Annotated in this window: 23 protein-coding genes, 1 tRNA gene and 2 rRNA genes; 11 read left to right on the forward strand and 15 right to left on the reverse strand. The window is 63.1% G+C overall.

Translation table 11 applies throughout. The annotated features are described in order from the left end of the window. Nucleotides 1-8 precede the first annotated feature (8 nt). The 4 genes from HUK72_RS11595 (at nucleotide 9) to HUK72_RS11610 (ending at nucleotide 3,624) form a co-directional block, all read left to right on the forward strand. Nucleotides 9-431, forward strand: coding sequence for an OsmC family protein (locus HUK72_RS11595; RefSeq protein WP_176596908.1), 423 nt, complete (start codon nucleotides 9-11; stop codon nucleotides 429-431). Then, the gene (locus tag HUK72_RS11600; RefSeq protein WP_176596909.1) at nucleotides 428-1,213 is read left to right on the forward strand and encodes a tyrosine-protein phosphatase; all 786 of its coding nucleotides are present in this window, start codon (nucleotides 428-430) and stop codon (nucleotides 1,211-1,213) included. The genes HUK72_RS11595 and HUK72_RS11600 overlap by 4 nt, the downstream gene beginning before the upstream one ends. Then, nucleotides 1,213-3,039: a cobaltochelatase subunit CobT gene (gene cobT, locus HUK72_RS11605; RefSeq protein WP_176596910.1), complete on the forward strand. Its 1,827-nt coding sequence runs from the start codon at nucleotides 1,213-1,215 to the stop codon at nucleotides 3,037-3,039. The genes HUK72_RS11600 and cobT overlap by 1 nt, the downstream gene beginning before the upstream one ends. A 114-nt stretch (nucleotides 3,040-3,153) precedes the next feature. Beyond that, nucleotides 3,154-3,624 carry a GreA/GreB family elongation factor gene (locus tag HUK72_RS11610; RefSeq protein WP_176596911.1) on the forward strand — a complete coding sequence of 157 codons (471 nt, stop codon included), beginning with the start codon at nucleotides 3,154-3,156 and terminating at the stop codon, nucleotides 3,622-3,624. A gap of 176 nt (nucleotides 3,625-3,800) precedes the next feature. On the opposite strand, the gene HUK72_RS11615 is transcribed toward HUK72_RS11610, so the two are convergent. From HUK72_RS11615 to HUK72_RS11625, 3 genes are all read right to left on the reverse strand, one after another. Further along, entirely contained in the window at nucleotides 3,801-4,292 is a 492-nt protein-coding gene (locus HUK72_RS11615) for a Dps family protein (protein ID WP_176596912.1), read from the reverse strand. A gap of 119 nt (nucleotides 4,293-4,411) precedes the next feature. Continuing rightward, complete coding sequence (locus HUK72_RS11620) at nucleotides 4,412-4,978, reverse strand: TMEM165/GDT1 family protein (protein WP_176596913.1); 567 nt, start codon at nucleotides 4,976-4,978, stop codon at nucleotides 4,412-4,414. A gap of 22 nt (nucleotides 4,979-5,000) precedes the next feature. Beyond that, nucleotides 5,001-5,333: a hypothetical protein gene (locus HUK72_RS11625; protein ID WP_176596914.1), complete on the reverse strand. Its 333-nt coding sequence runs from the start codon at nucleotides 5,331-5,333 to the stop codon at nucleotides 5,001-5,003. Between the two features lie 230 nt (nucleotides 5,334-5,563). Here HUK72_RS11625 and rpmG point away from each other — a divergent pair, with 230 nt between their 5' ends. After that, complete coding sequence (gene rpmG, locus HUK72_RS11630) at nucleotides 5,564-5,731, forward strand: 50S ribosomal protein L33 (protein WP_007687342.1); 168 nt, start codon at nucleotides 5,564-5,566, stop codon at nucleotides 5,729-5,731. A 348-nt stretch (nucleotides 5,732-6,079) separates the two neighbouring features. Here rpmG and HUK72_RS11635 read toward each other — a convergent pair whose 3' ends face one another. Beyond that, nucleotides 6,080-7,948 (reverse strand): PhoX family phosphatase, encoded by a 1,869-nt coding sequence (locus HUK72_RS11635; protein ID WP_176596915.1) that lies wholly within the window; start codon nucleotides 7,946-7,948, stop codon nucleotides 6,080-6,082. 211 nt (nucleotides 7,949-8,159) lie between these two features. Next, the gene (gene htpX, locus HUK72_RS11640) at nucleotides 8,160-9,098 is read right to left on the reverse strand and encodes a zinc metalloprotease HtpX (protein ID WP_336951951.1); all 939 of its coding nucleotides are present in this window, start codon (nucleotides 9,096-9,098) and stop codon (nucleotides 8,160-8,162) included. Between the two features lie 105 nt (nucleotides 9,099-9,203). Between htpX and HUK72_RS11645 the strand changes: the two genes are divergently transcribed. From HUK72_RS11645 to HUK72_RS11655, 3 genes are all read left to right on the forward strand, one after another. Continuing rightward, complete coding sequence (locus HUK72_RS11645) at nucleotides 9,204-9,377, forward strand: DUF1674 domain-containing protein (RefSeq protein ID WP_176596916.1); 174 nt, start codon at nucleotides 9,204-9,206, stop codon at nucleotides 9,375-9,377. A 198-nt stretch (nucleotides 9,378-9,575) separates the two neighbouring features. Continuing rightward, a complete protein-coding gene (locus tag HUK72_RS11650; RefSeq protein ID WP_176597830.1) occupies nucleotides 9,576-10,004 on the forward strand; it encodes a hypothetical protein in 429 nt (142 codons plus the stop codon). Nucleotides 10,005-10,087: 83 nt separating this feature from the next. Further along, nucleotides 10,088-10,987 (forward strand): UTP--glucose-1-phosphate uridylyltransferase, encoded by a 900-nt coding sequence (locus HUK72_RS11655; protein WP_176596917.1) that lies wholly within the window; start codon nucleotides 10,088-10,090, stop codon nucleotides 10,985-10,987. A gap of 183 nt (nucleotides 10,988-11,170) precedes the next feature. Here the strand turns inward: HUK72_RS11655 and HUK72_RS11660 are convergent, their stop codons facing one another. Genes HUK72_RS11660 through HUK72_RS11680 form a run of 5 tightly spaced genes read right to left on the reverse strand, consistent with a single transcriptional unit; the run spans nucleotide 11,171 to nucleotide 14,440 of the window. Beyond that, nucleotides 11,171-12,316: a GNAT family N-acetyltransferase gene (locus tag HUK72_RS11660; RefSeq protein WP_176596918.1), complete on the reverse strand. Its 1,146-nt coding sequence runs from the start codon at nucleotides 12,314-12,316 to the stop codon at nucleotides 11,171-11,173. Then, nucleotides 12,309-13,034 carry a glycerophosphodiester phosphodiesterase family protein gene (locus tag HUK72_RS11665; RefSeq protein WP_176596919.1) on the reverse strand — a complete coding sequence of 242 codons (726 nt, stop codon included), beginning with the start codon at nucleotides 13,032-13,034 and terminating at the stop codon, nucleotides 12,309-12,311. The genes HUK72_RS11660 and HUK72_RS11665 overlap by 8 nt, the downstream gene beginning before the upstream one ends. After that, complete coding sequence (locus HUK72_RS11670) at nucleotides 13,018-13,479, reverse strand: RidA family protein (protein ID WP_061934318.1); 462 nt, start codon at nucleotides 13,477-13,479, stop codon at nucleotides 13,018-13,020. Before HUK72_RS11670 ends, HUK72_RS11665 begins: the two co-directional genes overlap by 17 nt. Next, nucleotides 13,476-14,147, reverse strand: coding sequence for an HAD family hydrolase (locus tag HUK72_RS11675; protein ID WP_176596920.1), 672 nt, complete (start codon nucleotides 14,145-14,147; stop codon nucleotides 13,476-13,478). Before HUK72_RS11675 ends, HUK72_RS11670 begins: the two co-directional genes overlap by 4 nt. Beyond that, nucleotides 14,144-14,440: a DUF3572 domain-containing protein gene (locus tag HUK72_RS11680; protein WP_176596921.1), complete on the reverse strand. Its 297-nt coding sequence runs from the start codon at nucleotides 14,438-14,440 to the stop codon at nucleotides 14,144-14,146. Before HUK72_RS11680 ends, HUK72_RS11675 begins: the two co-directional genes overlap by 4 nt. A 78-nt stretch (nucleotides 14,441-14,518) precedes the next feature. Here HUK72_RS11680 and HUK72_RS11685 point away from each other — a divergent pair, with 78 nt between their 5' ends. After that, on the forward strand, nucleotides 14,519-14,881 hold the full coding sequence (locus HUK72_RS11685) for a response regulator (RefSeq protein WP_176596922.1): 363 nt from the start codon (nucleotides 14,519-14,521) through the stop codon (nucleotides 14,879-14,881). A gap of 146 nt (nucleotides 14,882-15,027) precedes the next feature. Here HUK72_RS11685 and HUK72_RS11690 read toward each other — a convergent pair whose 3' ends face one another. Then, nucleotides 15,028-15,324: an SEL1-like repeat protein gene (locus tag HUK72_RS11690; protein WP_176596923.1), complete on the reverse strand. Its 297-nt coding sequence runs from the start codon at nucleotides 15,322-15,324 to the stop codon at nucleotides 15,028-15,030. Between the two features lie 180 nt (nucleotides 15,325-15,504). On the opposite strand from HUK72_RS11690, the gene HUK72_RS11695 reads away from it, so the two are divergent. Continuing rightward, the gene (locus HUK72_RS11695) at nucleotides 15,505-16,779 is read left to right on the forward strand and encodes a multidrug effflux MFS transporter (protein WP_176596924.1); all 1,275 of its coding nucleotides are present in this window, start codon (nucleotides 15,505-15,507) and stop codon (nucleotides 16,777-16,779) included. 33 nt (nucleotides 16,780-16,812) lie between these two features. Here the strand turns inward: HUK72_RS11695 and HUK72_RS11700 are convergent, their stop codons facing one another. Then, nucleotides 16,813-18,429: an amino acid permease gene (locus HUK72_RS11700; RefSeq protein WP_176596925.1), complete on the reverse strand. Its 1,617-nt coding sequence runs from the start codon at nucleotides 18,427-18,429 to the stop codon at nucleotides 16,813-16,815. Nucleotides 18,430-18,591: 162 nt separating this feature from the next. Here HUK72_RS11700 and pgeF point away from each other — a divergent pair, with 162 nt between their 5' ends. Beyond that, entirely contained in the window at nucleotides 18,592-19,353 is a 762-nt protein-coding gene (gene pgeF / locus HUK72_RS11705; RefSeq protein ID WP_176596926.1) for a peptidoglycan editing factor PgeF, read from the forward strand. 64 nt (nucleotides 19,354-19,417) lie between these two features. Here the strand turns inward: pgeF and HUK72_RS11710 are convergent. The 3 genes from HUK72_RS11710 to HUK72_RS11720 all read right to left on the reverse strand — a co-directional run bounded on the left by HUK72_RS11710 (nucleotide 19,418) and on the right by HUK72_RS11720 (nucleotide 22,661). Next, a tRNA-Met gene (locus HUK72_RS11710) sits at nucleotides 19,418-19,494 on the reverse strand. A 76-nt stretch (nucleotides 19,495-19,570) separates the two neighbouring features. After that, nucleotides 19,571-19,685, reverse strand: a 5S ribosomal RNA gene (gene rrf, locus HUK72_RS11715). Between the two features lie 165 nt (nucleotides 19,686-19,850). Then, a 23S ribosomal RNA gene (locus HUK72_RS11720) occupies nucleotides 19,851-22,661 on the reverse strand. Nucleotides 22,662-22,940: the final 279 nt, after the last annotated feature.

Raw genomic sequence — 22,940 nt, forward strand, 5'->3', positions numbered from 1 at the left:
AAAAAGCCATGATCGTCGTCGAACGGATCGATCCGGAGGGTGGCACCGCCCACCGGATCAGCATTCGCGGGCATGAACTGATCGCGGACATGACAGCGCCGGACGGTCATGATGCCGGGCCGGACCCGCATGATCTTTACGATTCGGCCTTGGGCGCGTGCAAGGCGATGACCATGCTCTGGTATGCGCAGCGCAACGGCATTCCGGTGGAGGGCATCCATGTCGGCGTGGTGCGCGATGCGAGCCAGGAGCGGCAGGGCATCTACAAGCTGACCACGCGCATCGCCCTGTCCGGCCCGTTGAGCGCGGAGCAGCATGACAAACTCATCGCCGTCGCCGCGAAATGCCCGGTACACAAGCTGATGAGCGAGGTCGAGACGCAGATCGACACCATCGCCGTGCCCGCTGTCGGGGAGGGTGAGCGGCCGTGAGCGAGACTGTCGCCCTGACGCCGGAGGAAGGCCGCCTGCCGCTGGAGAGCGCGTTCAACCTGCGCGACTTCGGCGGCTATGCGACCGCCGACGGGCGTTGCGTGAAGCGCGGCATGCTCTACCGGTCGGGCACGATGGCGCTGCTGACGGACGGGGATGCGGACCATCTCCGCTCGCTCGGCATCAAGGCGATCTGCGATTTCCGCCGGGGCAACGAACGGACCGCCGAACCCACGCTCTGGCATGGGAGCGAGGTCGATTATTTCTGCCGCGATTATACGGAAAGCAGCGGCCTGCTGGGCGAGATGCTGAAGCGCGACGGCGCGACGGCGGACGATATGCGACAGACGATGATCGCCCTTTATCGCGTCATCCCGGTCGACCATGCCGAATCCTACCGCGCCATGTTCGCGCGGATCGCGGATGGACGCGTGCCGTTGCTGATCAACTGTTCGGCGGGCAAGGACCGGACCGGCGTGGGCGCGGCGCTGATCCTGGCGGCGCTGGGCGTGCCGCGCCCCACCATCGTTCAGGATTATCTGGCGACCAACGCCCATGCCGATTGGGACTGGCTGCTGGCGCAGCGCGACACGCTGGTGGCGCGGATGCGGATGACCAGGACCGATATGCTCGAACCGCTGCTGAAGGCGGAATCCGTCTATCTGGATACGTTGTTCGCGACGCTGGATGAAAGCCATGGCGGCGTGGACGGCTATCTGAACGATGTGCTGGGCGTGGACGCCGCGGCGCGCGATGCCATGCGTGGGATGCTGCTCGACTGATGGCCGACCGTTCGCCCCTCGACGCCTTCAAGGATGTGCTGTCCGGCGCGGCGCGGTCGATCGCACGCGACGCGGAGGTGGAGGTGAGCTTCACCGCCGACACGCCGCATATGGCGGGCAAGGCGATCAAGGTGCCGACGCCCGGACGCAATCTGCCCGCCGATCAGGTGGCGCTGGCGCGGGGTTTCGCGGACGCCAATGCGCTGCGGCTGCGGCACCATAATGCCCGGATTCACAACGCCGCCGCGCCCGCCGACGCGACGGCGCGGGCCGTCTATGACGCGGTGGAGCAAGCGCGGGTCGAGGCGATCGGTTCGCGGGCGATGGAGGGGGTAAGGGCGAACCTCAACCATGCGCTCGACCTGAAATTGAAGTCCGATCCGATCCGCCGGGCGCGTTCCGCCGATGAGGTGCCCTTGTCGACCGCGCTGGCGCTCAAGGTGCGCGAACGGCTGACCGGGCAGGCCGCGCCCAAGGATGTGCGGGCGGGCCTCGCCATGGTCGACCAGTGGATCGAGGACAAGGCGGGCGCCGATCTCGACGCGCTGGCCATGGCCATCGACGACCAGCGCGCTTTTCAGAAGCTGACCTCGGCCATGCTGGAGCATCTCCAGTTGATCGACGCCGACGTGCCGCCCGAAACCGACGATTCCGAACCGCAGGAAGAGGGCGAGGACGAGGAGCAGAGCCAAGAAGAGGGCGACAGCGGCGAGGATCAGGCGGGCGACAGCGACGCCTTTGCCGAAGCGCGCGCCGAGGACCAGGGCGGCGACACCGAGGACGGCGAGACCGAATATAGCGACGAGTTCGACGCCGACAGCGAAGAAGGCGCGGAGGATATGGGGGAGGAGGGCATGATGCCCGTCCGCCCGAACCGGCCGATGGGCGACCTGCCGCCGGGCTTCGACTACAAGCCCTATACGCAGCTTCATGATGAGGTCGTGACCGCCGAGGATCTGTGCGACGAGGATGAATTGCTGCGCCTGCGCGGCTTCCTCGACCAGCAATTGGTGAGCTTGCAGGGCGCGGTGACGAAGCTCGCCAACCGGCTCCAGCGGCGATTGATGGCGCAGCAGTCGCGGAGCTGGGACTTCGATCAGGAAGAGGGGCTGCTCGACGCGGCGCGCTTGGCGCGGATCGTGATCGATCCGACGCGCTCGCTCTCCTACAAGATCGAGCGGGACACCGAGTTCCGGGATACCGTGGTCACGCTGCTGATCGACAATTCGGGGTCGATGCGTGGGCGACCGATCTCCATCGCGGCGATCAGCGCCGACATCATGGCGCGCACGCTGGAGCGTTGCGGGGTCAAGACAGAGATTTTGGGCTTCACCACCCGCGCCTGGAAGGGCGGGCAGAGCCGCGAGGATTGGCTGGCCGCCGGGCGTCCGCCGATGCCGGGGCGTCTCAACGACCTGCGCCACATCATCTACAAGAAGGCCGACGAACCCTGGCGCCGGGCGCGCAAGAATCTGGGCCTGATGATGCGCGAGGGGCTGCTCAAGGAGAATATCGACGGCGAGGCGCTGCTCTGGGCGCACAGCCGCCTGATTGCGCGCAATGAAGAACGCCGCATCCTGATGGTGATCTCCGACGGCGCGCCGGTCGACGACAGCACCCTGTCGGTGAACAGCGGCACCTATCTGGAACGGCATTTGCGGCAGGTGATCGAGTGGATCGAGAATCGCTCGCCCGTGCAGCTCGTCGCCATCGGCATCGGCCATGACGTCACGCGCTATTATCGCCGCGCGGTGACCATCATGGATGCCGAACAGCTCGGCGGGACCATGGTGGAGCAGCTCGCCGGACTGTTCGACGAAGATTAGAAGCCCTGCTCGTTCGGGCTTCCGCGATGTCGAAGCCCGGGCCTTCCCTTGAAAAGAAGATCGGCAGTTTCGACCTCGTGTCAGCGCGAGTGAGCGTTTTGACAGGAGAGTGCAATGAGTGTCGCCTTTCGTCGCGAGAGTGACGAGGAGCATCTGGAACCCACTTTCGAGATTCCGTTGCCGCCCGGCCCCAATTGGGTGACGGCGCGCGGCCTGCGGCTGACGCGGGAGAAGGTGGAAGCGCTGGAGGCGGTCGATACCGAAGCCATGGCCGAGGAGGACGCCAAGAAGCTGAAGCGCGAGCTGCGCTATTGGCGCACGCGCCTGGCGACGGCGGAATTGCGGCCGGTGCCGGATGCGGAGGCCGTGGCCTTCGGTAGCCGCGTCTCCTACCGGTTGAACGGCAAGGAGAAGCGGATCGCCATCGTCGGGGACGACGAGTCCGAACCGACGGAAGGGCGCATCGCCTTTTCCGCACCGCTGGCCCGGGCGATGATGGACGCGGAGGAAGGCGAGGCCGTGGACTTTGGCGGCAAGCCGGGCGCGATCATGATCCTCGCGATCGAAGCGATATTGGAGGAGTAGACCTCGCAACATGTCGGATTGTGTTCCTGCGAAGGCAGGAACCCAGTTCGGACGGCAGGACTGGGCTCCTGCCTTCGCAGGAGCACGCTGCAAAAAGATCGGTATCGTTCAAACGGATAGATGCTGATCAAAAAAGAAGCCCTCCAGTTTCGGCTGGAGGGCTTTCGTCTATTCGATCAAGCGTTGCGGCCTGCTTCGAACAAGAACCAGGCGCGCTCCTCGGCTTGATCGGTCCAGTCGTCGATAATGCCCTCGGTGGCGTTGTCGCCGGCCTCCGTCGCGGCGGCCTTGGCGGCGCGGAGCGATTCGACCAGCTTCAGATTATCCTCGCGCAGCTCGTTCAGCATGTCGGCGGGGTTCACATAATCGGCGTCATTGTCGACCACCGACTGGTGGCGCGAAATGTCCCCGATGGAACGCAGCGTGGTGTTGCCGGTCTTGCGCACCCGCTCCGCGATCAGGTCGGTGGTCGCCAGTATCTGCGTCGCCTGCTCGTCGAACATCAGATGATAGTCGCGGAAATGCGGGCCGGAGACGTGCCAGTGGAAATTCTTGGTCTTGAAATACAGCGCATAGCTGTCCGCCAGCACGCCGTTCAGCGCCTGCGCGACCGACTTGGTCGCGTTGCTGCGCAGGTCCGTCGGGGTCTTGAGGTCGGGAGAGGTCATGCTTGTCTCCTGCTGAGGCACTTGGTTTCGGACATATAATGAACTGTTGCCGATAAGGTGCCATGCCAAGCGACGAATTTCATGGCGAAAGTTTCGGTCAGTCTGATGGAGACATTCGATCAGGCGAGATGCAGCGCCGATACCGCCAGGGCCAGGCCAATCAACAACACCAGCACCCCGGCGCCCCGGCGAATGCCGCGCAGCGGAAGCGCCGCGCGCAGTTGATCCCGCCACAGGACCACCGGCACCGTCGCGGCGATGACGCCGGCGGCGCCCCCGGTCGCGGCGAGCAGGGGATCGGCGGTGCGGACGGCGGCGCCCAGAATCAGAAACTGCGCGCCATCCCCAAAGCCCAGGATGAAAAGGCCAAGGGCTGTCGTGAGGAACGGCCCTATCCGCCATTTGGCCAGCGGATCGGGCTGCCGGACCGGCCAGACCATGCCGACGGCCAGAAAGATCAGCGCCAGCGCCAGGAACAACAGCCTCGCGTCGGAGCCCAGCATCGGCGCCAGAAAGACGCCCGCCGCCGCGCCCAGGGCGGCGTTGGCGATGGCCGCCGCCACGATCCCCGCGATCACCGCGCCGTCGCGCCGGAAGCGCGTCGCCAGGGCAAGAGCGAGCAACTGCCCCTTGTCCCCGATCTCCCCCGCCAGGCAGCCGAGCAGCGCGATCAGCAATGCGTCCATTCAGCGGCCGTCTTGATTCGGTTCAGGCGGTCAGATGCGCGCCGGTTGCCGACACCGGCTTGGCGATCGTGGGCATGGGGATGACATCCGCCTCCGGCATTTCCGCCGCGATCGCGTCGCGCATCAGGTCGAGATAGGACATCACCACCGGCCCGGCGCCCTGCAGCGACAGCGCCGATTGCAGCGTTCCGGCCAGGCACTCCACCGTGTCGAGGTGAAAGGCCCGGGCGATATGGCGAATCCGGTCGATCTCGTCGCGCAGGCGCGCTACGGACACATGGCCCCGTTCCCCCGCAAGCCCGTCGACCCGGCCCAGCAGATCGACAAGAATGGCCAACATCGGATCATGTCGCATGGAGAAGACCCCCCTTTTCCCGGCCCCGTCCCTGAGCCCCGACTCCTTCATGGACCAGAGCCGGTTAAGGCCGCGTAAAGTGTAGCACGGCCGCGGGATTTGGGCCACGAGCCTTGACATCGCGCCGAATCTCCCTCATGAGCCGCCGCTGAAACGGGGCGGTCCCTTCCTCGCAAGAGATTTGGGGCCGCTCTTCTTTTTCACGATATTCACGACCAGGGACTAAGGCCATGGCCAAGCCAGCAACCGTCAAGATTCGCCTCGTCAGCTCGGCTGACACCGGCTTCTTCTACGTCACCAAGAAGAATCCGCGCACCAAGACCGAGAAGCTGAGCTTCCGGAAGTACGATCCCGTCGTGCGCAAGCATGTCGAGTTCAAGGAAGCCAAGATCAAGTGATCTGAAGGCGGCCTACGCCGCCTGACGATTACCGGTTCGCGGCGTCTTGCCCAAACGAAGAGGCCCGTCCCCCTAAGGGAACGGGCCTTTCCTTGTTGGCTGGGAATGTGGGTTGGGGGCGGATTTTGGGTGGATTGCGGACCTTCTTAATCCTCCCCATCGGGAGATGGGGAGGTGGCAGCGCGGAGCGCTGACGGAGGGGAAGATGCGCAGGTCGCGCCAATTCCCCTCCACCACCGCCTTCGGCGGCGTCGAAGAAAGTCACGTGCCTCTCTACGACCCTCCCCACGCTCCGCGTAGGGAGGATTAACGTCCCCTATTAACCAGAATCCGCCAAACCCAGGCCGATCAATTGCCGACCGGCTGACCGTCCGTCCGGCGGACCACGATCGTCGAGGAACGCGGCTGCTGACCCGATACCGGCCAGTTCTTGGTCGGATGCTGGATGTTGATGAAGAAGTTCCTGAGGTCCGGCGTATAGGCGATGCCGGTGATCTCGCAGCCTTCCGGACCAACCAGGAAGCGCTTGGACGCCTTGCTCGTCTGGTCGACATGATACATGGAATTATTGCCGAAGGCCTGGGTCATGTTGACCGCCGCGCCGTTCAGCGTGCCCGCATTGCCGGCGAGGTTATGGTCGGTTTCGACCCACAGACGGCCCTGCGGGTCGATGCGCAGGCCATCGGGGCTGGAGAAATAATCGCCGTTGATGTTCCCCTTCAGATTCGCTTCGGCCAGATTGGGATTGCCCGCCAGCAGGAAGACTTCCCAGGTGAAGCGGGTGGCGAGCGGCGAATCGCCGTTCTCGCGGAACTTCAGGATATGGCCGTGCAGGTTGGTCGTGCGCGGGTTCGGATTGTCAGTGACGCGGCGGCCGCCATTGTTGGTGAGCGTCACGAAGATCGCCTGCTTGTTGGGCGCGACCGTGATCCATTCCGGACGGTCCATCAGCGTGCCGCCGGCGACACGCGCCGCCGACTGGGTGTTGAGGAGGACATCGGCCATGCTGTTGAAGCTGACCGTCGTCGGGGTCGGCGGCGTGGTCGACTGGCTGACATTGCCCGGATCGGAGGCATTGGCGACCAGGCCGTTCTGTCCCTGCACCAGCGCGCGCCATTCGCCCGTGCCGTCGGCGTTGAAGCGCGCCACATAGAGCGTGCCATAATCGAGCAGGTCGATGTTCGAAGCGCGGTTGCTGCTGCTGTAGGCCCGGTCCGGCACGAATTTATAGATGCAGCCCGGCGTCGAATCGTCGCCCATGTAGAAAGCGACGCGGTTGTTGGCGTCATTCAGATAGGCGACATTCTCATGGGAGAAGCGGCCCATGGCGGTGCGCTTGGTCGGCACGGCCAGTTCCTGATAGGGGTCGATCTCGACCACCCAGCCATAACCATTGTTGGGCTGCGTCGTGTCGAGATAATTGTTCGTCGTTTCCTCGCAGGTGAGGTAGGTGCCCCAGGGCGTGCGGCCGGAGGCGCAGTTGTTCAGCGTGCCGCGAATGGTCGCGGACAGCAGGCCCGCGGCCGGACCGCCAGCGCGATAATCGGTGTTGCCGCTATAGCGCTTGTTGAAGCGCGAGCCCGCCTTGACCGCGAACTTGCCGTCCGTGCCCTTGGCGATTTCCACGACCGAGACGCCGACGGCGGACAGGGCGATCGCCTTGTCGGCGGCAGTGGCGGTGGCGGCATTATAGGTGCCGCTGGCGAAGAGGATATTATAGTCCGGCAGCTCATGGTTGATCGCCAGCAGGCCGCCCGCATTGGGATCGACGCCGGACAGTTCAAAAAATTCCATGCCGTCATGATTGCCGCCGGCCCAGAGGTTGGTCTGGGTCGCGCTGGTCGGGAAGCTGCCGGGGGCATAGGCCGTGCCGGTTTCGACGGAATCGCCCGCCTTCAGCAGCACGTCGACGGTGTAGCCGGCGGGGACCGTGACGGTGTCGTTGCTGTTGATCGCGACCGACGCGAAATTGATGGCATAGCTGACCGCCGGAGTCGGCGTGGGGGTCGGCGTGGGCGAAGCGGAATCCTCGTCATCGCCGCACGCCGTCAACGCGCCCAGCATCGGCAGCATGGAAAGGCCCAGCAGGCCGTTCTTCAGCACGGTGCGGCGCGCCGGATTGGCGGCGACGATCGATTCCAGGCTGTCTTCGCCGGCAGTGATCTTGGGCTGCGCATCGCGAAAGGCCGCGCGCGCCGCGTCGGTCAGATGAGACATGGATGATACCCCTGTGTGCAGTTCGGGCTGTCGACGGAACGCCGCGCCCCTGGCGACCGGGGCATGGCAGAGGGGGATGACGGCAAGGCTGCAAAAGCGGGACGGATCGATGAAAAATGCATGACCGTGCAGTGACAATCATGGCTGCTTTGCGTGGTTTGCAGACATTCCCCCGCCGCGTGACGTCCGTTCGCCACCCGGTTGCGGCAAACTAGTCGCGGCGCAACGGGTCCAGAGCGCTCGACTTTCGCGCCTTGGGCGCCGCCGCTGGGGAGAGCGCCGATGCGCGCCGCGAGGGCGTCGCGGCAACCGCCATGCCCATGTCCTGCGCCATATCCTCCAGCGCGGCGATGCGCTTTTCCGTCGCCGGATGGGTGGAAAACAGCTCGCTCACATGCACCGGCACGATGTAGAGCTGTGCGGCGGCGGGATTGCGCTCCGCGACCGGATTGGGGATCATTTCGGCGCGGCCGGCGATCTTGGCGAGGGCGGAGGCGAGCGCGCGCGGATTGCCGCTGATCTCGGCCCCGGCCGCGTCGGCGCCATATTCGCGGGTGCGACTGATCGCCATCTGCACGATCATCGCGGCGAAGGGCGCGACGATCACCGCCAGCAGGGTCGCCACCAGATTGCTGTTGCCATTCTCATTATGCCCGCCGCGGAAGAATAGCCCGAAATTGGCGAGCATGGAGATCGCGCCCCCGATGGTCGCGACCATCGTCATGATCAGCGTGTCGCGATTGCGCACATGGCCCAGTTCATGCGCCATGACGCCGGCCACTTCGTCCCGGCTCAGCATCGAAAGCAGGCCCGTGGTGGCGGCGACGGCGGCATGGTCCGGGTCGCGGCCGGTGGCGAAGGCGTTGGGATGCGGCTCGTCGATCAGATAGACGCGTGGCATGGGAAGCTTGGCGCGCTGCGCCAGTTCCGCGACGAGGGTGTAGAATTCCGGCGCGCTGGTCGCGGCGACCTCCCGCGCATGGTGCATCGACAGCACGATCCTGTCGGCGTTCCAGAAGGTGAAGAGGTTCATGCCCGCCGCCGCCAGCAGCGCGATCACCGCGCCGCCGCTGCCGCCCAGCGTATAGCCCAATGCCATGAACAGCGCCGTCAGCGCCGACAACAGCATCACCGTCTTCATCCCACTCACTTGCGAAAATCTCCTTTGCGGCCCAGATAGCGGCCTTACTCTGAATATGGGGCGCCCCTGAATATGGGGTGATGACGACGCCCCCGCAATCGAAAGGATGGATCGATGGGAACCTTCAACGGCAAGCGCCCCGCGCATGTGAAGCCGCCCGCGCATCTCTCCAAAAGCCCGCCGGTGCCGCAGCCGGACCCGATCGACAATCCCTCGCCGCATGACGAGTTATTGAGCCCCGTTCGCTACGGCGACTGGGAACGCAAGGGAATCGCTATCGATTTTTGATTCGGCCGTCAAAGACGGTTAACGGCTCATCGCTGTTTGCGCACGTTTGGCGATGGCCTGTGCCGCTGCTGCGAGCGACCCGGCTCCACCCCCTAGCCTTTTGCACTGCAATACGGGCAGACTCGATCCCGAGCGGAAAGCAAAACATACCGGGGCGCGGATGAAGTGAACGTGGTTGCTGAAATTGCGGTGAGATCAGTGTCGGATTACGCGCCAGAGGATGCGGCGCTTCTGTGTGCAGTGGGTCGTCTGGTATGTGCCTGGACGATGCTGGAACAGAGCCTGGAGGCGAAAGTCGCGATGATGCGGGAAGCCATGGGGGATGTGCGAATCGTGGGTGCCCGGACCCGTCCGGGCATGACGAAGCTGATGACCGAATTGCGGACCATGGTGTCGATGCGTGACCGGCGCAATGCCGGCGCGTTGATGGAAATATGGGATATCGAGCGCGACATGCAGAGGATCGACCGGTTCCGGTCGCTCATCATCGGCGGCTTTCAGCAGCCCGCGCCCGGCGGCTTTACGTGCCGCGATGCGCGGAATAATCAAACGCATGTCTCGCTCGAGCAACTCGAAGCGGAGATTGCTTCCCTCGAAAGGGTGGCCCAGCGCCTGCTGGCCGTCTGAAATGGGGTAAGCCATCTTCCACGCTTGATCTTTATGCGGCGGAGAGCGAAGCCTGTCCGTGCGCTCAGCGAGAATGGAGACTTATGTCCTACAAACGCATCCGCAAAGCCGTGTTCCCCGTTGCGGGTCTCGGCACGCGCTTTCTGCCGGCGACCAAGTCGGTTCCCAAGGAACTGCTGCCGGTCGTCGACCGTCCGCTGATCCAATATGCGGTGGACGAGGCGCGGGAGGCGGGGATCGAGCAGATGATCTTCGTCACCGGCCGCGGCAAGGGCGCGATCGAGGATTATTTCGACATGGCGTTCGAGGCGGAGGCCACCCAGCGGGAGCGGGGCAAGGACCTGTCGGCGCTGGACGGCACCCGCCTGTTGCCGGGCAATGCGGTTTTCCTGCGCCAGCAGGAGCCGCTGGGCCTGGGCCATGCCATCTGGTGCGCCCGCGACATTGTGGGCGATGAGCCTTTCGCGATCCTGCTGCCCGACGAATTCATGAAGGGCGCGCCGGGGCGCGGCTGTCTGAAGCAGATGGTCGATGCCTATGACAAGGTCGGCGGCAATCTGGTCTGCGCCCTGGAAGTGCCGATGGCCGAGACGCCGAACTATGGCGTGATCGATCCGGGCAAGCGTGACGGTGCGCTGACCGAGGTCAAGGGGCTGGTGGAAAAGCCCGCTCCGGGCACCGCGCCGTCCAACCTGATCCTGCCGGGGCGCTATATCCTTCAGCCGGAAGTGATGAAGATATTGGAGACGCAGGAAAAGGGCGCGGGCGGGGAGATTCAGCTCACCGACGCCATGGCGTCGATGATCGGGACGCAGCCTTTCCATGGCGTGACCTTCGACGGACGCCGCTTCGATTGCGGATCGAAGGCCGGCTATATCGAGGCGAATCTGGCGCTGGCGCTGGGCCGCGAGGATATGGGCGAGCATATTCGCCAGTTCGCCCTGGCGGAACTGGGCGTCAGCGGGATCGCCGCCGCGGCCTGAGGGCTGCCTTTGGTCAGGAGTGGCCCTAGAGGGCATCCGTGTTCCTGCGCAGGCAGGAACACGGTCCCGCCGTTTGTGGATCATCGCAAGCCGGGAACTGGGCTCCTGCCTGCGCAGGAGCACGTTGCGCGCTAGGAAACCGCGCAACTAGACCGCCCCCTCACCCCGTACACCCCGACGGGATCAATCCGGCCGCGCTTCCCCTTTCCGGAAGGGCGTCCTTTCGGTCAGCCAGAGCCGGTCGCGCCGAACGCCCTGCCGCTCTGCCGCGAGGAAGTCGGATATGGCCCGGCGGAAGCTGGCGTTGGGAATGAAATGCGCGGAGAAGGTCGGCTCCGGCGCATAGCCCCGGGCCAGCTTGTGGCCGCCCTGCGCGCCCGCCTCCACCCGCTTCAGGCCCAGGGCGATGGCGATGTCGATCGCCTGATAATAGCATAGCTCGAAATGCAGATTGGGCACATCCTCGGTGCAGCCCCAATAGCGCCCATAAAGCGTATCCGCGCCGATCAGGTTGAGCGCGCCCGCGATCGGCCGCCCCTGGCGCAGCGCCAGCACCAGCAGCACCCGGTCGGCCATGCTCTCCCCCAGCATGGAGAAGAAGGCGCGGGTCAGATAGGGCCGCCCCCATTTGCGCGCCCCGGTATCCTGATAGAAGGTCCAGAATATATCCCAATGCGCCTCGGTCAGCGCCGCGCCGGTCAGGTGGACGATCTCCAGCCCCTCGACGGCGCGTTCGCGTTCCTTGCGGATATTCTTACGCTTGGCGCTCGACAGGTCGGCCAGGAAGTCGCTGAAATCGCCATAGCCGCGATTGGTCCAGTGGAACTGGCTATCCTCCCGGATCAGCCAGTCCGCCGCCTCGAACAGCGGCACCTGCTCGGGCGCGATGAAGGTCGCATGGGCGGAGGATAGCCCATTCTGCTCCACCACCGCCTCGATCCCGGCGATCAGCGCCGGGGCAAGGGCTTCGTCGCGCAGCAGCAACCGGGGGCCGGGCACCGGCGAAAAGGGCGCGGCGATCTGGATCTTCGGATAATATTGCCCGCCCGCCCGTTCCCAGGCGTCGGCCCAGCCATGGTCGAACACATATTCGCCCTGGCTGTGGGTCTTGCCATAGAGCGGCGCGGCGGCGGCGATCCGCCCGTCCGGTCCGTCGATCACCAGCGGCAGGGGTTGCCAGCCGCTGTGGCCGCCGACGCTGCCCGACCGTTCCAGCGCGGCCAGGAAATCCCAGCTCATGAAGGGATTGGCGTCCCCCGCGCAAGCGTCCCACTCGTCACGCGGCAATTCGGCCACGCCTTGGCCGAGGCGCGCCACGCACTCAGTCATGCGACCGCTCGAAGATGATCTGATCCGCGTGCAGCGCGGCGCGGGTGCGCTCCTCCTCGCTGCGCACCGTCCATGTCAGCACGGGCAGGCCCCTCCGGCGGGCACGGGTGGAAAGCGGGGATGGCAGGTCGCGAATATCACAGGCGATAAAATCGGGTTTCGCCGCCCAAAGTGCAAGGGCGCGCCCGATTCCGCCGCGCCAGCCGCGCTTGCCCTGTTCCGTGACCACCAGCCCGCGCGCGACGGCGGGCCGGTGACGCCTGAACCAGCGCATCGCCATGGGATTGAAGGACATGACCGCCGCCAGCGTCTTGGGCCGCCGCGCCAGATCGTCGGCAACCGCCGCGCAGATCGGGGCGATATGCCGCCCATCCACCTTGATCTCGATAAGCAGGGGGACATCCGTCCCGCACAGGTCGAGCAACGCCCGCAGGCGGGGAACGCCGCCGCCGTCGGGCAGCATCAGCCGGTCGATCGCCCCGGCATCATGGTCCGACACCGCGCCGCTCTCGCCGGTCATGCGTTGCAGCGCGGCGTCGTGGAAGACGATGGCGACCCCGTCGCGGCTCAGCCGCACATCGCATTCGATGCCGAAACCGCCGGCGATGGCGGCGGAGAAAGCCGCCATGCCGTTTTCGCTGATCCGGCCCCCATGCAGCCCGCGATGGGCGAAGGGGCGCGCGGTCAGGAAGGGGAAGGCGTCAGGCCGGGCGGACAAGGACGATCGCGTCGATCTCGACCACCGCGCCCAGCGGCAGCACCGGCACGCCCACGGCGCTGCGGGCGTGCTTGCCCGCTTCACCGAAGACCTCGACCATCAGTTCGGATGCGCCATTGGCGACCTTGGGCTGGTCGGTGAATTCGGGCGTGCTGCTGATGAAGGCGCCCAGCTTCACGATCCGCTCGACCCGGTCGAGGCTGCCGAGCGCCGCCTTCATCTGGGCGATCAGGTTGAGGCCGCAGGCCCGCGCCGCCTTGACGCCATAGTCCAGATCGCGGTCTTCGCCCAGGCGGCCCGTCATCAACTGGCCGTCGGACAGGGAAATCTGCCCGGAAATATGCAGCAGGCCGTTCGCCTCCACCGCCGCGACATAGGCGGCGACCGGCGCGGCGGCGGCGGGCAAGGTGATGCCGAGTTCGGTCAGGCGGGCTTCTATGCTCATGCGGATGCTCCTTGGATGGGCGGAAAGGTTTCAGATGCCAAAATTTCAGGAGCTGGACCTTCGGCCAGCCGGGCGACGATCCAGGCTTCGGCCGCCACCCAATCGTCGATCCGGGCATGGGCCAGCGGCGCGACGGCGACGTCGGCGGCGATCTCCGGCTCGCCCACCATATGCAGGCGCCAGACGCCGGGCGCATGGTCCGCCACGGACTTATGATGCTCGGCCAGATCGTCGATGAACAGGGCGGCGCTGGGCTGGCGCTCCGCAACGATGGCGGCCAGTGGCTTTCCCTTGCCGCCCTGATTCCAGTGGACCGGCAGGTCGAGGCCATGGGTAGCGAGCTGCTCCTCCCGCTGGCGGTGATGCCGCTCGGTGATGTTGGTGAGGACGACGATGTCCGCGATCCGGCTCAGGCGGCCCATCGCCTCGACCGCGCCGGCGATTGGCGTCTGGCGGTGCATTTGCGTGTCGAAAAAGCCAAGCAGCAATTCCCAGACCAGCGCGCGCTCCAGCGGCTGTCCGCTGTCCTTGTGGCGCAGCGCCTCGCCAAAGCCGCGGTCGCGCATGTCGAAATGGATATTATGGCTTTCGTCCAGCCACTCGCGGAAAGGGACGACCATGTGCAGCAGCACCTCGTCGCAATCGGTGATGATCAGCGGGCGGCTCATGCGGCGAGGGACTCCTTTGCGGCGATCAGGGCTTCCGGCGTGCTCTCGATGCTTTCGGCGCAGGCGATCAGGTCCGGCTCATGATCGGCCAGGAAAGCCAGCACCGCGCCCAATATCACCGGATCGCCCACGCCCGCCCGCAGCGTATCGGCGTCCAGCCCGGTCAGCGCCAGCAGCCGGTCGGCCCGGCGATCGTCCGCCAGCGTCCAGGCCAGCGCCATCAGCGCCAGCACGGATGGCTCTCGAGTCTCGCTTGGACTATGCTGCTTGCCATGGTTAATGTCGGGACGCATGATTGATCTCAACGAAGGGCGGGCTTAAGGGGGCACGCTTCCATGATTGTGGCGGATTTCTCCAAACGCGGGTGACTGGTGGCAAAGCGCGTGCTCGTTGTCGAGGACAACGAACTCAATCTCAAACTTTTTTGCGACCTGCTGCGCGCGCACGGGCATGAAGTGCTGCCGCTGCGCGACGGGCGCGACCTGCTGACGCAGGCGCGGGAGTTCCATCCGGACCTGGTGATCACCGACATCCACCTGCCGCATATCAGCGGGCTGGACCTCATCGTCTCGCTGAAGCGGGACGCCCAATTGTCGTCGGTGCCGGTCATGGCCGTCACCGCCTATGCCGGACATGGCGACGAGGAACGGATTCGGGAGGCAGGCGCGCAGGCCTATGTGTCCAAGCCGATTTCCGTGCTGCGCTTCGTCGAGCAGGTCAACGCCCTGCTGTAATGGACGCGCAAGCCCGCCATTACAGGCCGGCCCCTCAGAAAAGCCAGAGCGCGCTGCGTTAAATCTGACGCATGCCGCACGCTCTATTCTTTTGTCGTCGCATCGTTTTTTGCAGAAAATCGGTTCCCGCTTTTCCGCACGATGCTCTAGGCAGCGCGCAACTGCGTCGTCGCGATCAGCGCGCGCGCCTGGCGCTGAGCCTCCGCGATTTCGCGGGCGGACATTTCCCCGGCCACTTCGGCGCGCATCGTCTGGCCTTCCTCGCTGCCCTTGAGAGCGGCCAGGTTGAACCATTTATGCGCTTCGATCAGGTCGACGGGAAAGCCGCCCGTGCCGCAACTATAGGCGACCCCCAGATCGAAACAGGCTTCCGCAGTTCCGCTTGCCGCACCCGAAAGACGGCTTTGCATCAGAAATTGCGCGCTCTTCAGACCATTGGCCATAACCGAATCCCCCTCATGGATTTCGACTTGATGGTTTTCGACAAGCGGCAGGCTGCACCGGCAGCAGATAAAAAATGGTTAACGCGATAAACACCATAAGCGGGATAAAGCGGGGGCAACCTTGCCCGGTGACGCTAAAGGGGGTGGCGCGGACGGCCGATTGTCCCCATAGCCACCCGCATGACCGATCACCCCGAAATCGTCGCAGGGCAGCCGAAAAAGGACATAGCTTTCCGCGAGTTCGTGATGCTCTGCGCCTGCCTGATGGCGATGAATGCGATGTCGATCGATCCGATGCTGCCGGCTCTGCCCGCCATCGGCCGGGATCTGGCAATTCCCCACCCCAACGACCGGCAATTGATCATCAGCATCTATTTTCTGGGATTGGGGGTCGGATCACTGCTGTTCGGCGTGCTGTCCGACCGATTCGGGCGGAAGCGGGTGCTGGGCAGCGCGATGGCCCTGTTCATCCTCTCCTCCATCGCCTGCGCCGGGGCGCACAGCTTCACCATGATGCTGGCGGGGCGGGCCTGCGCCGGATTCTTCGCAGGCGCCAGCCGCGTCATCACCGTCGGCATCGTCCGCGACCGCTTCCGGGGCGATGCGATGGCGCGGGTCATGTCGCTGATCTTCGCGGTGTTCATGCTGATCCCGGTCATGGCGCCGACATTCGGCCAGGCGATATTGTGGATCGCGCCCTGGCGCTGGATATTCTGGGCGCTGGCGATTCTGGCGACGCTGATCCTGCTGTGGATGGCGATGCGCCTGCCGGAAACGCTGCTGCCCGAGAACCGGCTGCGGATCAGTGCGCGCGCGATTTTCCAGACGGTCGGAACGGTCGTCCGCACGCGCAGCTCGATCGGCTATATGATGGCGAGCGGCGTGGTGATGAGCGGCCTGATCGGCTTCATCCTGTCCGTGCAGCAAATCTTCTTCGACATTTTCGGAGCGCAGGAGATTTTCCCCGTCGCCTTCGCCGCCATCGCCGGCAGCATGGGGATAGGCAGCCTGCTCAACAGCCGCCTTGTGTCCCGCTTCGGCGCGCGGCGGTTGAGCCAGACCGCGCTGCTGTGCCTGGTGCTGATCAACGCCGTGCATCTGGCGGTGATCCTGACGGGCCATGAGACCATCGTCAGCTTCATGATCCTGCAGGCGGCGACTATGATGACGGTCGCCTTCACCGCGTCCAATTTCAGCGCGATTTCGATGGAGCCCTTCGCAAGAGGCGCAGGCGTTGCCTCTTCCTTTCAGGCCTTTCTCACCACCGCCGTGTCGAGCGCGCTGGGCAGCCTGATCGGCCGCGCCTTCGACGGGACGACATTGCCGCTGACATTGGGATTGATGGTGTTCGGCGCAATCTCCTTCCTGATCGTCGCCTGGGCGGAGCGGGGGAAATTATTCACCCGCCCCCACCATGGGGCGCTGCGCGATCACGAATTCGAGGCGCTGCACTAAAAAGGGGCGGTGTCACCCGCCCCTTTGACCCGATCAGGCGTCCTGACCGCCCGGCGTATGCGCGCCGGGCATGGGCGGCACCGGCTGCGGCGGAATGCCAATATCCTGTTCATGGGTTTCAACCACGCCGCGCCCGACATGGCTCTTGCGATAGCCATAGAGGAAATACAGCACGAGGCCGAAACCGCCCCAAACCGGCAGGACGAGCTGCGCATCGACGGGCAGGTTGAAGAAGAGGAAGACGCAGCCGAAGGCAGCCATCGGCGCGATCACCCATACCCCGGGCGTGCGGAACGGACGAGCCCGCCCCGGTTCCTTCACGCGCAGTACCAGCACAGCGATCGACACCATGAAGAAGGCGAACAGCGTGCCGGAATTGGAAATGTCCGCGAGCTGGCCCACGGGCAGCAACGCCGCGCCGATGGCGACGAAGACGCCCGTCACCATGGTGACGATATGAGGCGTCTTGAAGCGGGGATGGATGCTGGCGAGCTTTTCCGGCAGCAGGCCGTCACGCGCCATCACGAAGAAGATGCGGGTCTGGCCGAACATCATCATCAAAATGACGGATGGCAATGCAAGATTGGCGGCCAGGCCGAGCGCATTGCCCACGACCGTCCAGTTGATCGAGCGCAGCACATGGGCCAGCGCTTCATTGGAGCAGACGAGGTCCTGAGCATGGGCCGCAGTTGCACAGGCGGCGGCAAAACCCTGCGATCCGGGCGCCACCACTGAACCGTCCGGACCCAGCACCGGCTGCGCGCCGATCGCGCCGATCGCGCCAGCCGCGACCAACAGGTAAAAGACGGTGCAGATAGCAAGGCTACCGATCAGGCCGATGGGGACGTTGCGCTGCGGATTCTTGGTTTCTTCCGCCGCGGTCGAAACCGCATCGAAGCCGACATAGGCGAAGAAGATCGATGCCGCGGCGCCGACGATGCCCATGCCGCTGGTGCCTTCCGGCCCGAACCAGCCATTGGGCGCGAAGGGAGAGAAATTGCCTGTGTCGAGCACAGGCAGCGTCAGGATGATGAAGGCGGTGAGCGCGGTCACCTTGATGGCAACGAGCACGGCGTTGACGCGGGCGCTTTCGGTGGTGCCGATGACCAGCAGGGCGGTCACGGCCAGCGCCACGACGATGGCGGGAATATTGATGACGCCATGGGTGAAGTCGGCATGCGGGATAAGGCCGTTCATCGTCCAGACCGGCCCCGCGGCGAGCGCCTGTGGTAGCTCAAGCCCGGTTATACTTTTGAGAAGTCCCATGAAATAGCCGGACCAGCCCACCGAAACGGCGCTGGCCGCGACCGCATATTCCAGGATAAGCGCCCAGCCCACCATCCAGGCGAGCAGTTCCCCAACGACGGCGTAGGTGTAAGTATAGGCGGACCCGGACACCGGCACCATGGAGGCGATTTCGGAATAGCAGAGCGCGGCGAAGGCGCAGACGGCCCCCGCGATCATGAAGCTCCACATCATGCCCGGCCCGGCCTTTTGCGCGGCGGCGGCGGTCAAAACGAAAATGCCGGTGCCGATGATGGCCCCGACTCCAAGTAGCGTCAGTTGAACCGGCCCCAATGTCCGGACGAGAGATTTTTTCTCGGCCGTGGCCAATATGGCGTCCAGTGGCTTGATGCGCCCGAAAATCATGATGGAGCCCTTTATCTTGATGTCTTTTGCCCGGGCGGCGTTGCAGCCGCTCCCCTTTTGTGATGAAGCGGAGACTATCGCCTAATCTGGCGTGCGCAAGTATGTTGCGCATTCGGGACATGGTTCAATAGCGCGCGCCGCGAAGGTCCGAAGGAGTGACGGATGGTTGAATTGCTTCGGGCGGCGGGCCTGGGCGATGTCTTGCACGGTTTCGCGGGACGCCAAGGCGGCGTTTCAGGCGGGATTCACGCGGGTCTGAATGTCGGCTTGGGCTCGGAGGATGAGCGCGAGGCCGTTCTCCGCAACCGCGATCTGGCACGCGATGCGCTCCTGCCCGGCGCGACGCTGGTGACGGTGCATCAGGTCCATTCGCCCGAGGTGGTGGCGGTCACGGCGCCGATTGCCGCCGACGACCGGCCGGCTGCCGATGCGATGGTCACGAATCGGCCGGGACTGATATTGGGGATTCTCACCGCGGATTGCGTGCCGGTACTGTTTGCCGATGCTGCCGCGGGCGTGGTCGGCGCGGCGCATGCCGGATGGAAAGGCGCGTTGGCCGGCGTGACAGAGGCCACGATCGCCGCGATGGAAGCGCTGGGGGCTTCGCGGGAGCGGATCGCCTGCGCAATCGGCCCTTGCATCGGTCGTGCGTCCTATGAAGTGACGCTGGATTTCGCGGAACGTTTTGCAGCGGCGGACGGGGATAATGACCGTTTCTTCACGGCGGGCCGTGAGGGGCACTGCCAATTCGACATTGCGGCCTATGTCGCAGCACGGCTGGCCGCGGCCGGGATCGGCCGGATCGAGCTGCTGGATGAGGACACCTATAGCCAGCCGGATCGCTTTTACAGCTATCGCCGGTCATGCCATCGCGCTGAACCGGATTACGGCCGGCAGATTTCCATGATCGCGCTGCGAGAATGAAGCGCCGCAGCGAGAGAGAACTCCGCTGGACGACTTATGCTGTGATGAAGTGAGTTGCGGCCTCTGGTTGCGGGAGTAGGATTTGAACCTACGACCTTCAGGTTATGAGCCTGACGAGCTACCGGGCTGCTCCATCCCGCGACACTAGAGATCGCTGCGGAGGCCGCAAATATTGCGAATGGGTTTTGTGTATATTGAACAAAGCGTAAGCTATAATGCCTGGCGACGCCCTACTCTTCCGGGGCTTGAGCCACAGTACCATCGGCGCAGACTGGTTTCACGGCCGAGTTCGGGATGGGATCGGGTGGGTCACAGACGCTATGGTCACCAAGCAATAGAGCTTGCGCTTTGTTTTTTAATCGGTGCCGTGCACATATGAGCGTTTCACTTGAGAAACGCGTCAACAAATGAGTTGGTTTGTTATCTGGCATGAGGTTGATCACCACGTTCAATGGCTGACGCTGGGTTTATCCAGTGTTGTCATTGATGGTGGGACTCTCAGGCGCGATCAGAGCAATTAGGACCGGTTAGCTCCATATGTTACCACACTTCTACATCCGGCCTATCAAGGTCGTGGTCTACGACCGCTCGAAGAAATCTTATCTTGAGGGAGGCTTCCCGCTTAGATGCTTTCAGCGGTTATCCCGTCCATACATAGCTACCCTGCTGCGCCCTTGGCAGGACGACAGGTACACCAGAGGTATGTTCAACCCGGTCCTCTCGTACTAGGGTCAACTCCTCTCAAATTTCGACGCCCACGGCAGATAGGGACCAAACTGTCTCGCGACGTTCTGAACCCAGCTCACGTACCACTTTAATTGGCGAACAGCCAAACCCTTGGGACCTGCTCCAGCCCCAGGATGTGATGAGCCGACATCGAGGTGCCAAACGATTCCGTCGATATGAGCTCTTGGGAATCATCAGCCTGTTATCCCCGGCGTACCTTTTATCCGTTGAGCGATGGCCCTTCCACGAGGGACCACCGGATCACTATGACCGACTTTCGTCTCTGCTCGACTTGTCAGTCTCGCAGTCAGGCGGGCTTATGCCATTGCACTCTAACAGACGGTTTCCAACCGTCCTGAGCCCACCATCGCGCGCCTCCGTTACTCTTTAGGAGGCGACCGCCCCAGTCAAACTACCCGCCACAGAGGGTCCCTGCACCGGATAACGGTGCGAGGTTAGACATCAGAAAACAACAGGGTGGTATTTCACCTATGGCTCCACGACAACTGGCGTCATCGCTTCAAAGCCTCCCACCTATGCTACACAGTTCTTTCCTAATGCCACTCTGAAGCTGCAGTAAAGGTGCACGGGGTCTTTCCGTCTAACCGCGGGTACTCCGCATCTTCACGGAGAATTCAATTTCGCTGAGCATATCCTGGAGACAGTGGGGAAGTCGTTACGCCATTCGTGCAGGTCGGAACTTACCCGACAAGGAATTTCGCTACCTTAGGACCGTTATAGTTACGGCCGCCGTTTACCTGGGCTTCAATTCAGTGCTTGCACACCTCCTCTTAACCTTCAGGCACCGGGCAGGCGTCAGGCCCTATACGTCGTCTTGAAGCCGACTTAGCAGAGCCCTGTGTTTTTGCTAAACAGTCGCTACCCCCTGGCCTGTGCCCCCCACAAGTGCTTGCGCATATGTGGGGCCTCCTTCTTCCGAAGGTACGGAGGCAATTTGCCGAGTTCCTTCAGGATACTTCTCTCAAACGCCTTGGTATACTCTACCATTCCACCTGTGTCGGTTTAGGGTACGGTCTATACGGAGGGGCTATTTCCTGGGACAACTTCCCTGCCTGGACCAATCCAATAAGGCCAGACAAGTTACGCCATCCGTCACACACCTCCAGGCCCACGAATATTAACGTGGTTCCCATCGACTACCCCCTTCGGGCTCGTCTTAGGGGCCGGCTTACCCTGCTCAGATTAGCTTTAAGCAGGAACCCTTGGAATTTCGGCGACAGTGCATCTCACACTGTTAATCGCTACTCATGTCTGCATTCGCACTTCCGATACCTCCACCACCCATTACCAGATGGCTTCAACGGCCTACGGAACGCTCCGCTACCGCGTGATCGTAAACGATCACACCCTAAGCTTCGGTGCACGTCTTGAGCCCCGTTACATCTTCGCCGCAGAACCTCTTATTTAGACCAGTGAGCTGTTACGCTTTCTTTAAAGGATGGCTGCTTCTAAGCCAACCTCCTGGTTGTTTTGGAAGTTCCACATGCTTTCCCACTTAGACGTGACTTGGGGACCTTAGCTGTAGGTTAGGGCTGTTTCCCTTTTGACGACGGACCTTAGCACCCGCCGTCTGTCTGCCGGACTAGACTCGTTGGTATTCGGAGTTTGGTTAGAGTTGGTAGATCTCGCGACCCCCGCATCCATCCAGTGCTCTACCCCCAACGGCAATCATCCGACGCTCTACCTCAATAGATTTCGCGGAGAACCAGCTATTTCCCGGCTTGATTGGCCTTTCACCCCTAAACACAACTCATCCGATAATTTTTCAACATTAAACGGTTCGGCCCTCCAGTGCGTGTTACCGCACCTTCAGCCTGGTCATGCCTAGATCGCCGGGTTTCGGGTCTAATGCATCATACTCAGTCGCCCTATTCAGACTCGCTTTCGCTGCGCCTACACCTAACGGCTTAAGCTTGCATGATACACTAAGTCACAGACCCATTATGCAAGAGGTACGCGGTCAGGTCTCAAGGACCCTCCCACTGCTTGTAGGCATCCGGTTTCAGGTACTGTTTCACTCCCCTCATCGGGGTGCTTTTCACCTTTCCCTCACGGTACTGGTTCGCTATCGGTCATGTACGAGTATTTAGGCTTGGAGGGTGGTCCCCCCATGTTCAGACAGAGTTTCACGTGCTCCGCCCTACTCAAGTCCTGATGTTTCGCTTTCACATACGGGGCTGTCACCCGCTATGGCGCCACTTTCCAGAGGCTTCTGTTAACTAAACACCAGGCGCTGGCCTGGTCCGCGTTCGCTCGCCACTACTAACGGAATCTCGGTTGATGTCTTTTCCTCCGGGTACTGAGATGTTTCAGTTCTCCGGGTTCGCCTCACCAAAGCCTATTTTATTCAGCTTAGTGATACCTCTCCCATTTAACTACGCGGCTGCCAGCTCCCGAAAGAACCGCCAACAACGGAATTAAATGGTGAAGGTGGGTTGTCCCATTCGGAAATCGCGGGATCAAAGCTTGCTCACAGCTCCCCCACGCTTATCGCAGCGTGCCACGTCCTTCATCGCCTGTACATGCCAAGGCATTCACCAGATGCCCTTACCTCACGCTTGAGAGTCCACACCACCAATGACAGCACTGGAAGACAGCGCTGCATCAGCATTCACGGTGTGGTGATTTTAACTCAGCCAGATAATCATTTGTGTACAACACACTCGTTTCCATCCGATCCGAAGATCGTGTGAAACCGAACCATGTCGCCACGGCATCGATTAAAAAACCCATTCACAATGTCAAAGAGAGGTCCGCTCAACGAGCGTCCTCATAATTGCTGGCAAGCCAGCAAATCCGCTACTCTTCATCTCTGGAAATATTTGCCGCTGCTCCGCGAA

It is taken from the genome of Sphingobium sp. 15-1 (assembly GCF_013375535.1).
Classification (GTDB): Bacteria; Pseudomonadota; Alphaproteobacteria; order Sphingomonadales; family Sphingomonadaceae; genus Sphingobium; species Sphingobium aromaticivastans.

Coding starts and splice junctions, on each gene's coding strand:
- HUK72_RS11625 (WP_176596914.1), bottom strand. CDS start 5,333: ATGCGACATGATCCGATGTTGGCCATTCTTGTCGATCTGCTGGGCCGG.
- HUK72_RS11690 (WP_176596923.1), bottom strand. CDS start 15,324: ATGGCCAATGGTCTGAAGAGCGCGCAATTTCTGATGCAAAGCCGTCTT.
- HUK72_RS11615 (WP_176596912.1), bottom strand. CDS start 4,292: ATGACCTCTCCCGACCTCAAGACCCCGACGGACCTGCGCAGCAACGCG.
- HUK72_RS11660 (WP_176596918.1), bottom strand. CDS start 12,316: ATGACTGAGTGCGTGGCGCGCCTCGGCCAAGGCGTGGCCGAATTGCCG.
- HUK72_RS11675 (WP_176596920.1), bottom strand. CDS start 14,147: ATGAGCCGCCCGCTGATCATCACCGATTGCGACGAGGTGCTGCTGCAC.
- HUK72_RS11610 (WP_176596911.1), top strand. CDS start 3,154: ATGAGTGTCGCCTTTCGTCGCGAGAGTGACGAGGAGCATCTGGAACCC.
- rpmG (WP_007687342.1), top strand. CDS start 5,564: ATGGCCAAGCCAGCAACCGTCAAGATTCGCCTCGTCAGCTCGGCTGAC.
- HUK72_RS11670 (WP_061934318.1), bottom strand. CDS start 13,479: ATGAGCATAGAAGCCCGCCTGACCGAACTCGGCATCACCTTGCCCGCC.
- HUK72_RS11695 (WP_176596924.1), top strand. CDS start 15,505: ATGACCGATCACCCCGAAATCGTCGCAGGGCAGCCGAAAAAGGACATA.
- HUK72_RS11655 (WP_176596917.1), top strand. CDS start 10,088: ATGTCCTACAAACGCATCCGCAAAGCCGTGTTCCCCGTTGCGGGTCTC.
- HUK72_RS11635 (WP_176596915.1), bottom strand. CDS start 7,948: ATGTCTCATCTGACCGACGCGGCGCGCGCGGCCTTTCGCGATGCGCAG.
- HUK72_RS11700 (WP_176596925.1), bottom strand. CDS start 18,429: ATGATTTTCGGGCGCATCAAGCCACTGGACGCCATATTGGCCACGGCC.
- HUK72_RS11645 (WP_176596916.1), top strand. CDS start 9,204: ATGGGAACCTTCAACGGCAAGCGCCCCGCGCATGTGAAGCCGCCCGCG.
- pgeF (WP_176596926.1), top strand. CDS start 18,592: ATGGTTGAATTGCTTCGGGCGGCGGGCCTGGGCGATGTCTTGCACGGT.
- cobT (WP_176596910.1), top strand. CDS start 1,213: ATGGCCGACCGTTCGCCCCTCGACGCCTTCAAGGATGTGCTGTCCGGC.
- HUK72_RS11680 (WP_176596921.1), bottom strand. CDS start 14,440: ATGCGTCCCGACATTAACCATGGCAAGCAGCATAGTCCAAGCGAGACT.
- HUK72_RS11595 (WP_176596908.1), top strand. CDS start 9: ATGATCGTCGTCGAACGGATCGATCCGGAGGGTGGCACCGCCCACCGG.
- HUK72_RS11620 (WP_176596913.1), bottom strand. CDS start 4,978: ATGGACGCATTGCTGATCGCGCTGCTCGGCTGCCTGGCGGGGGAGATC.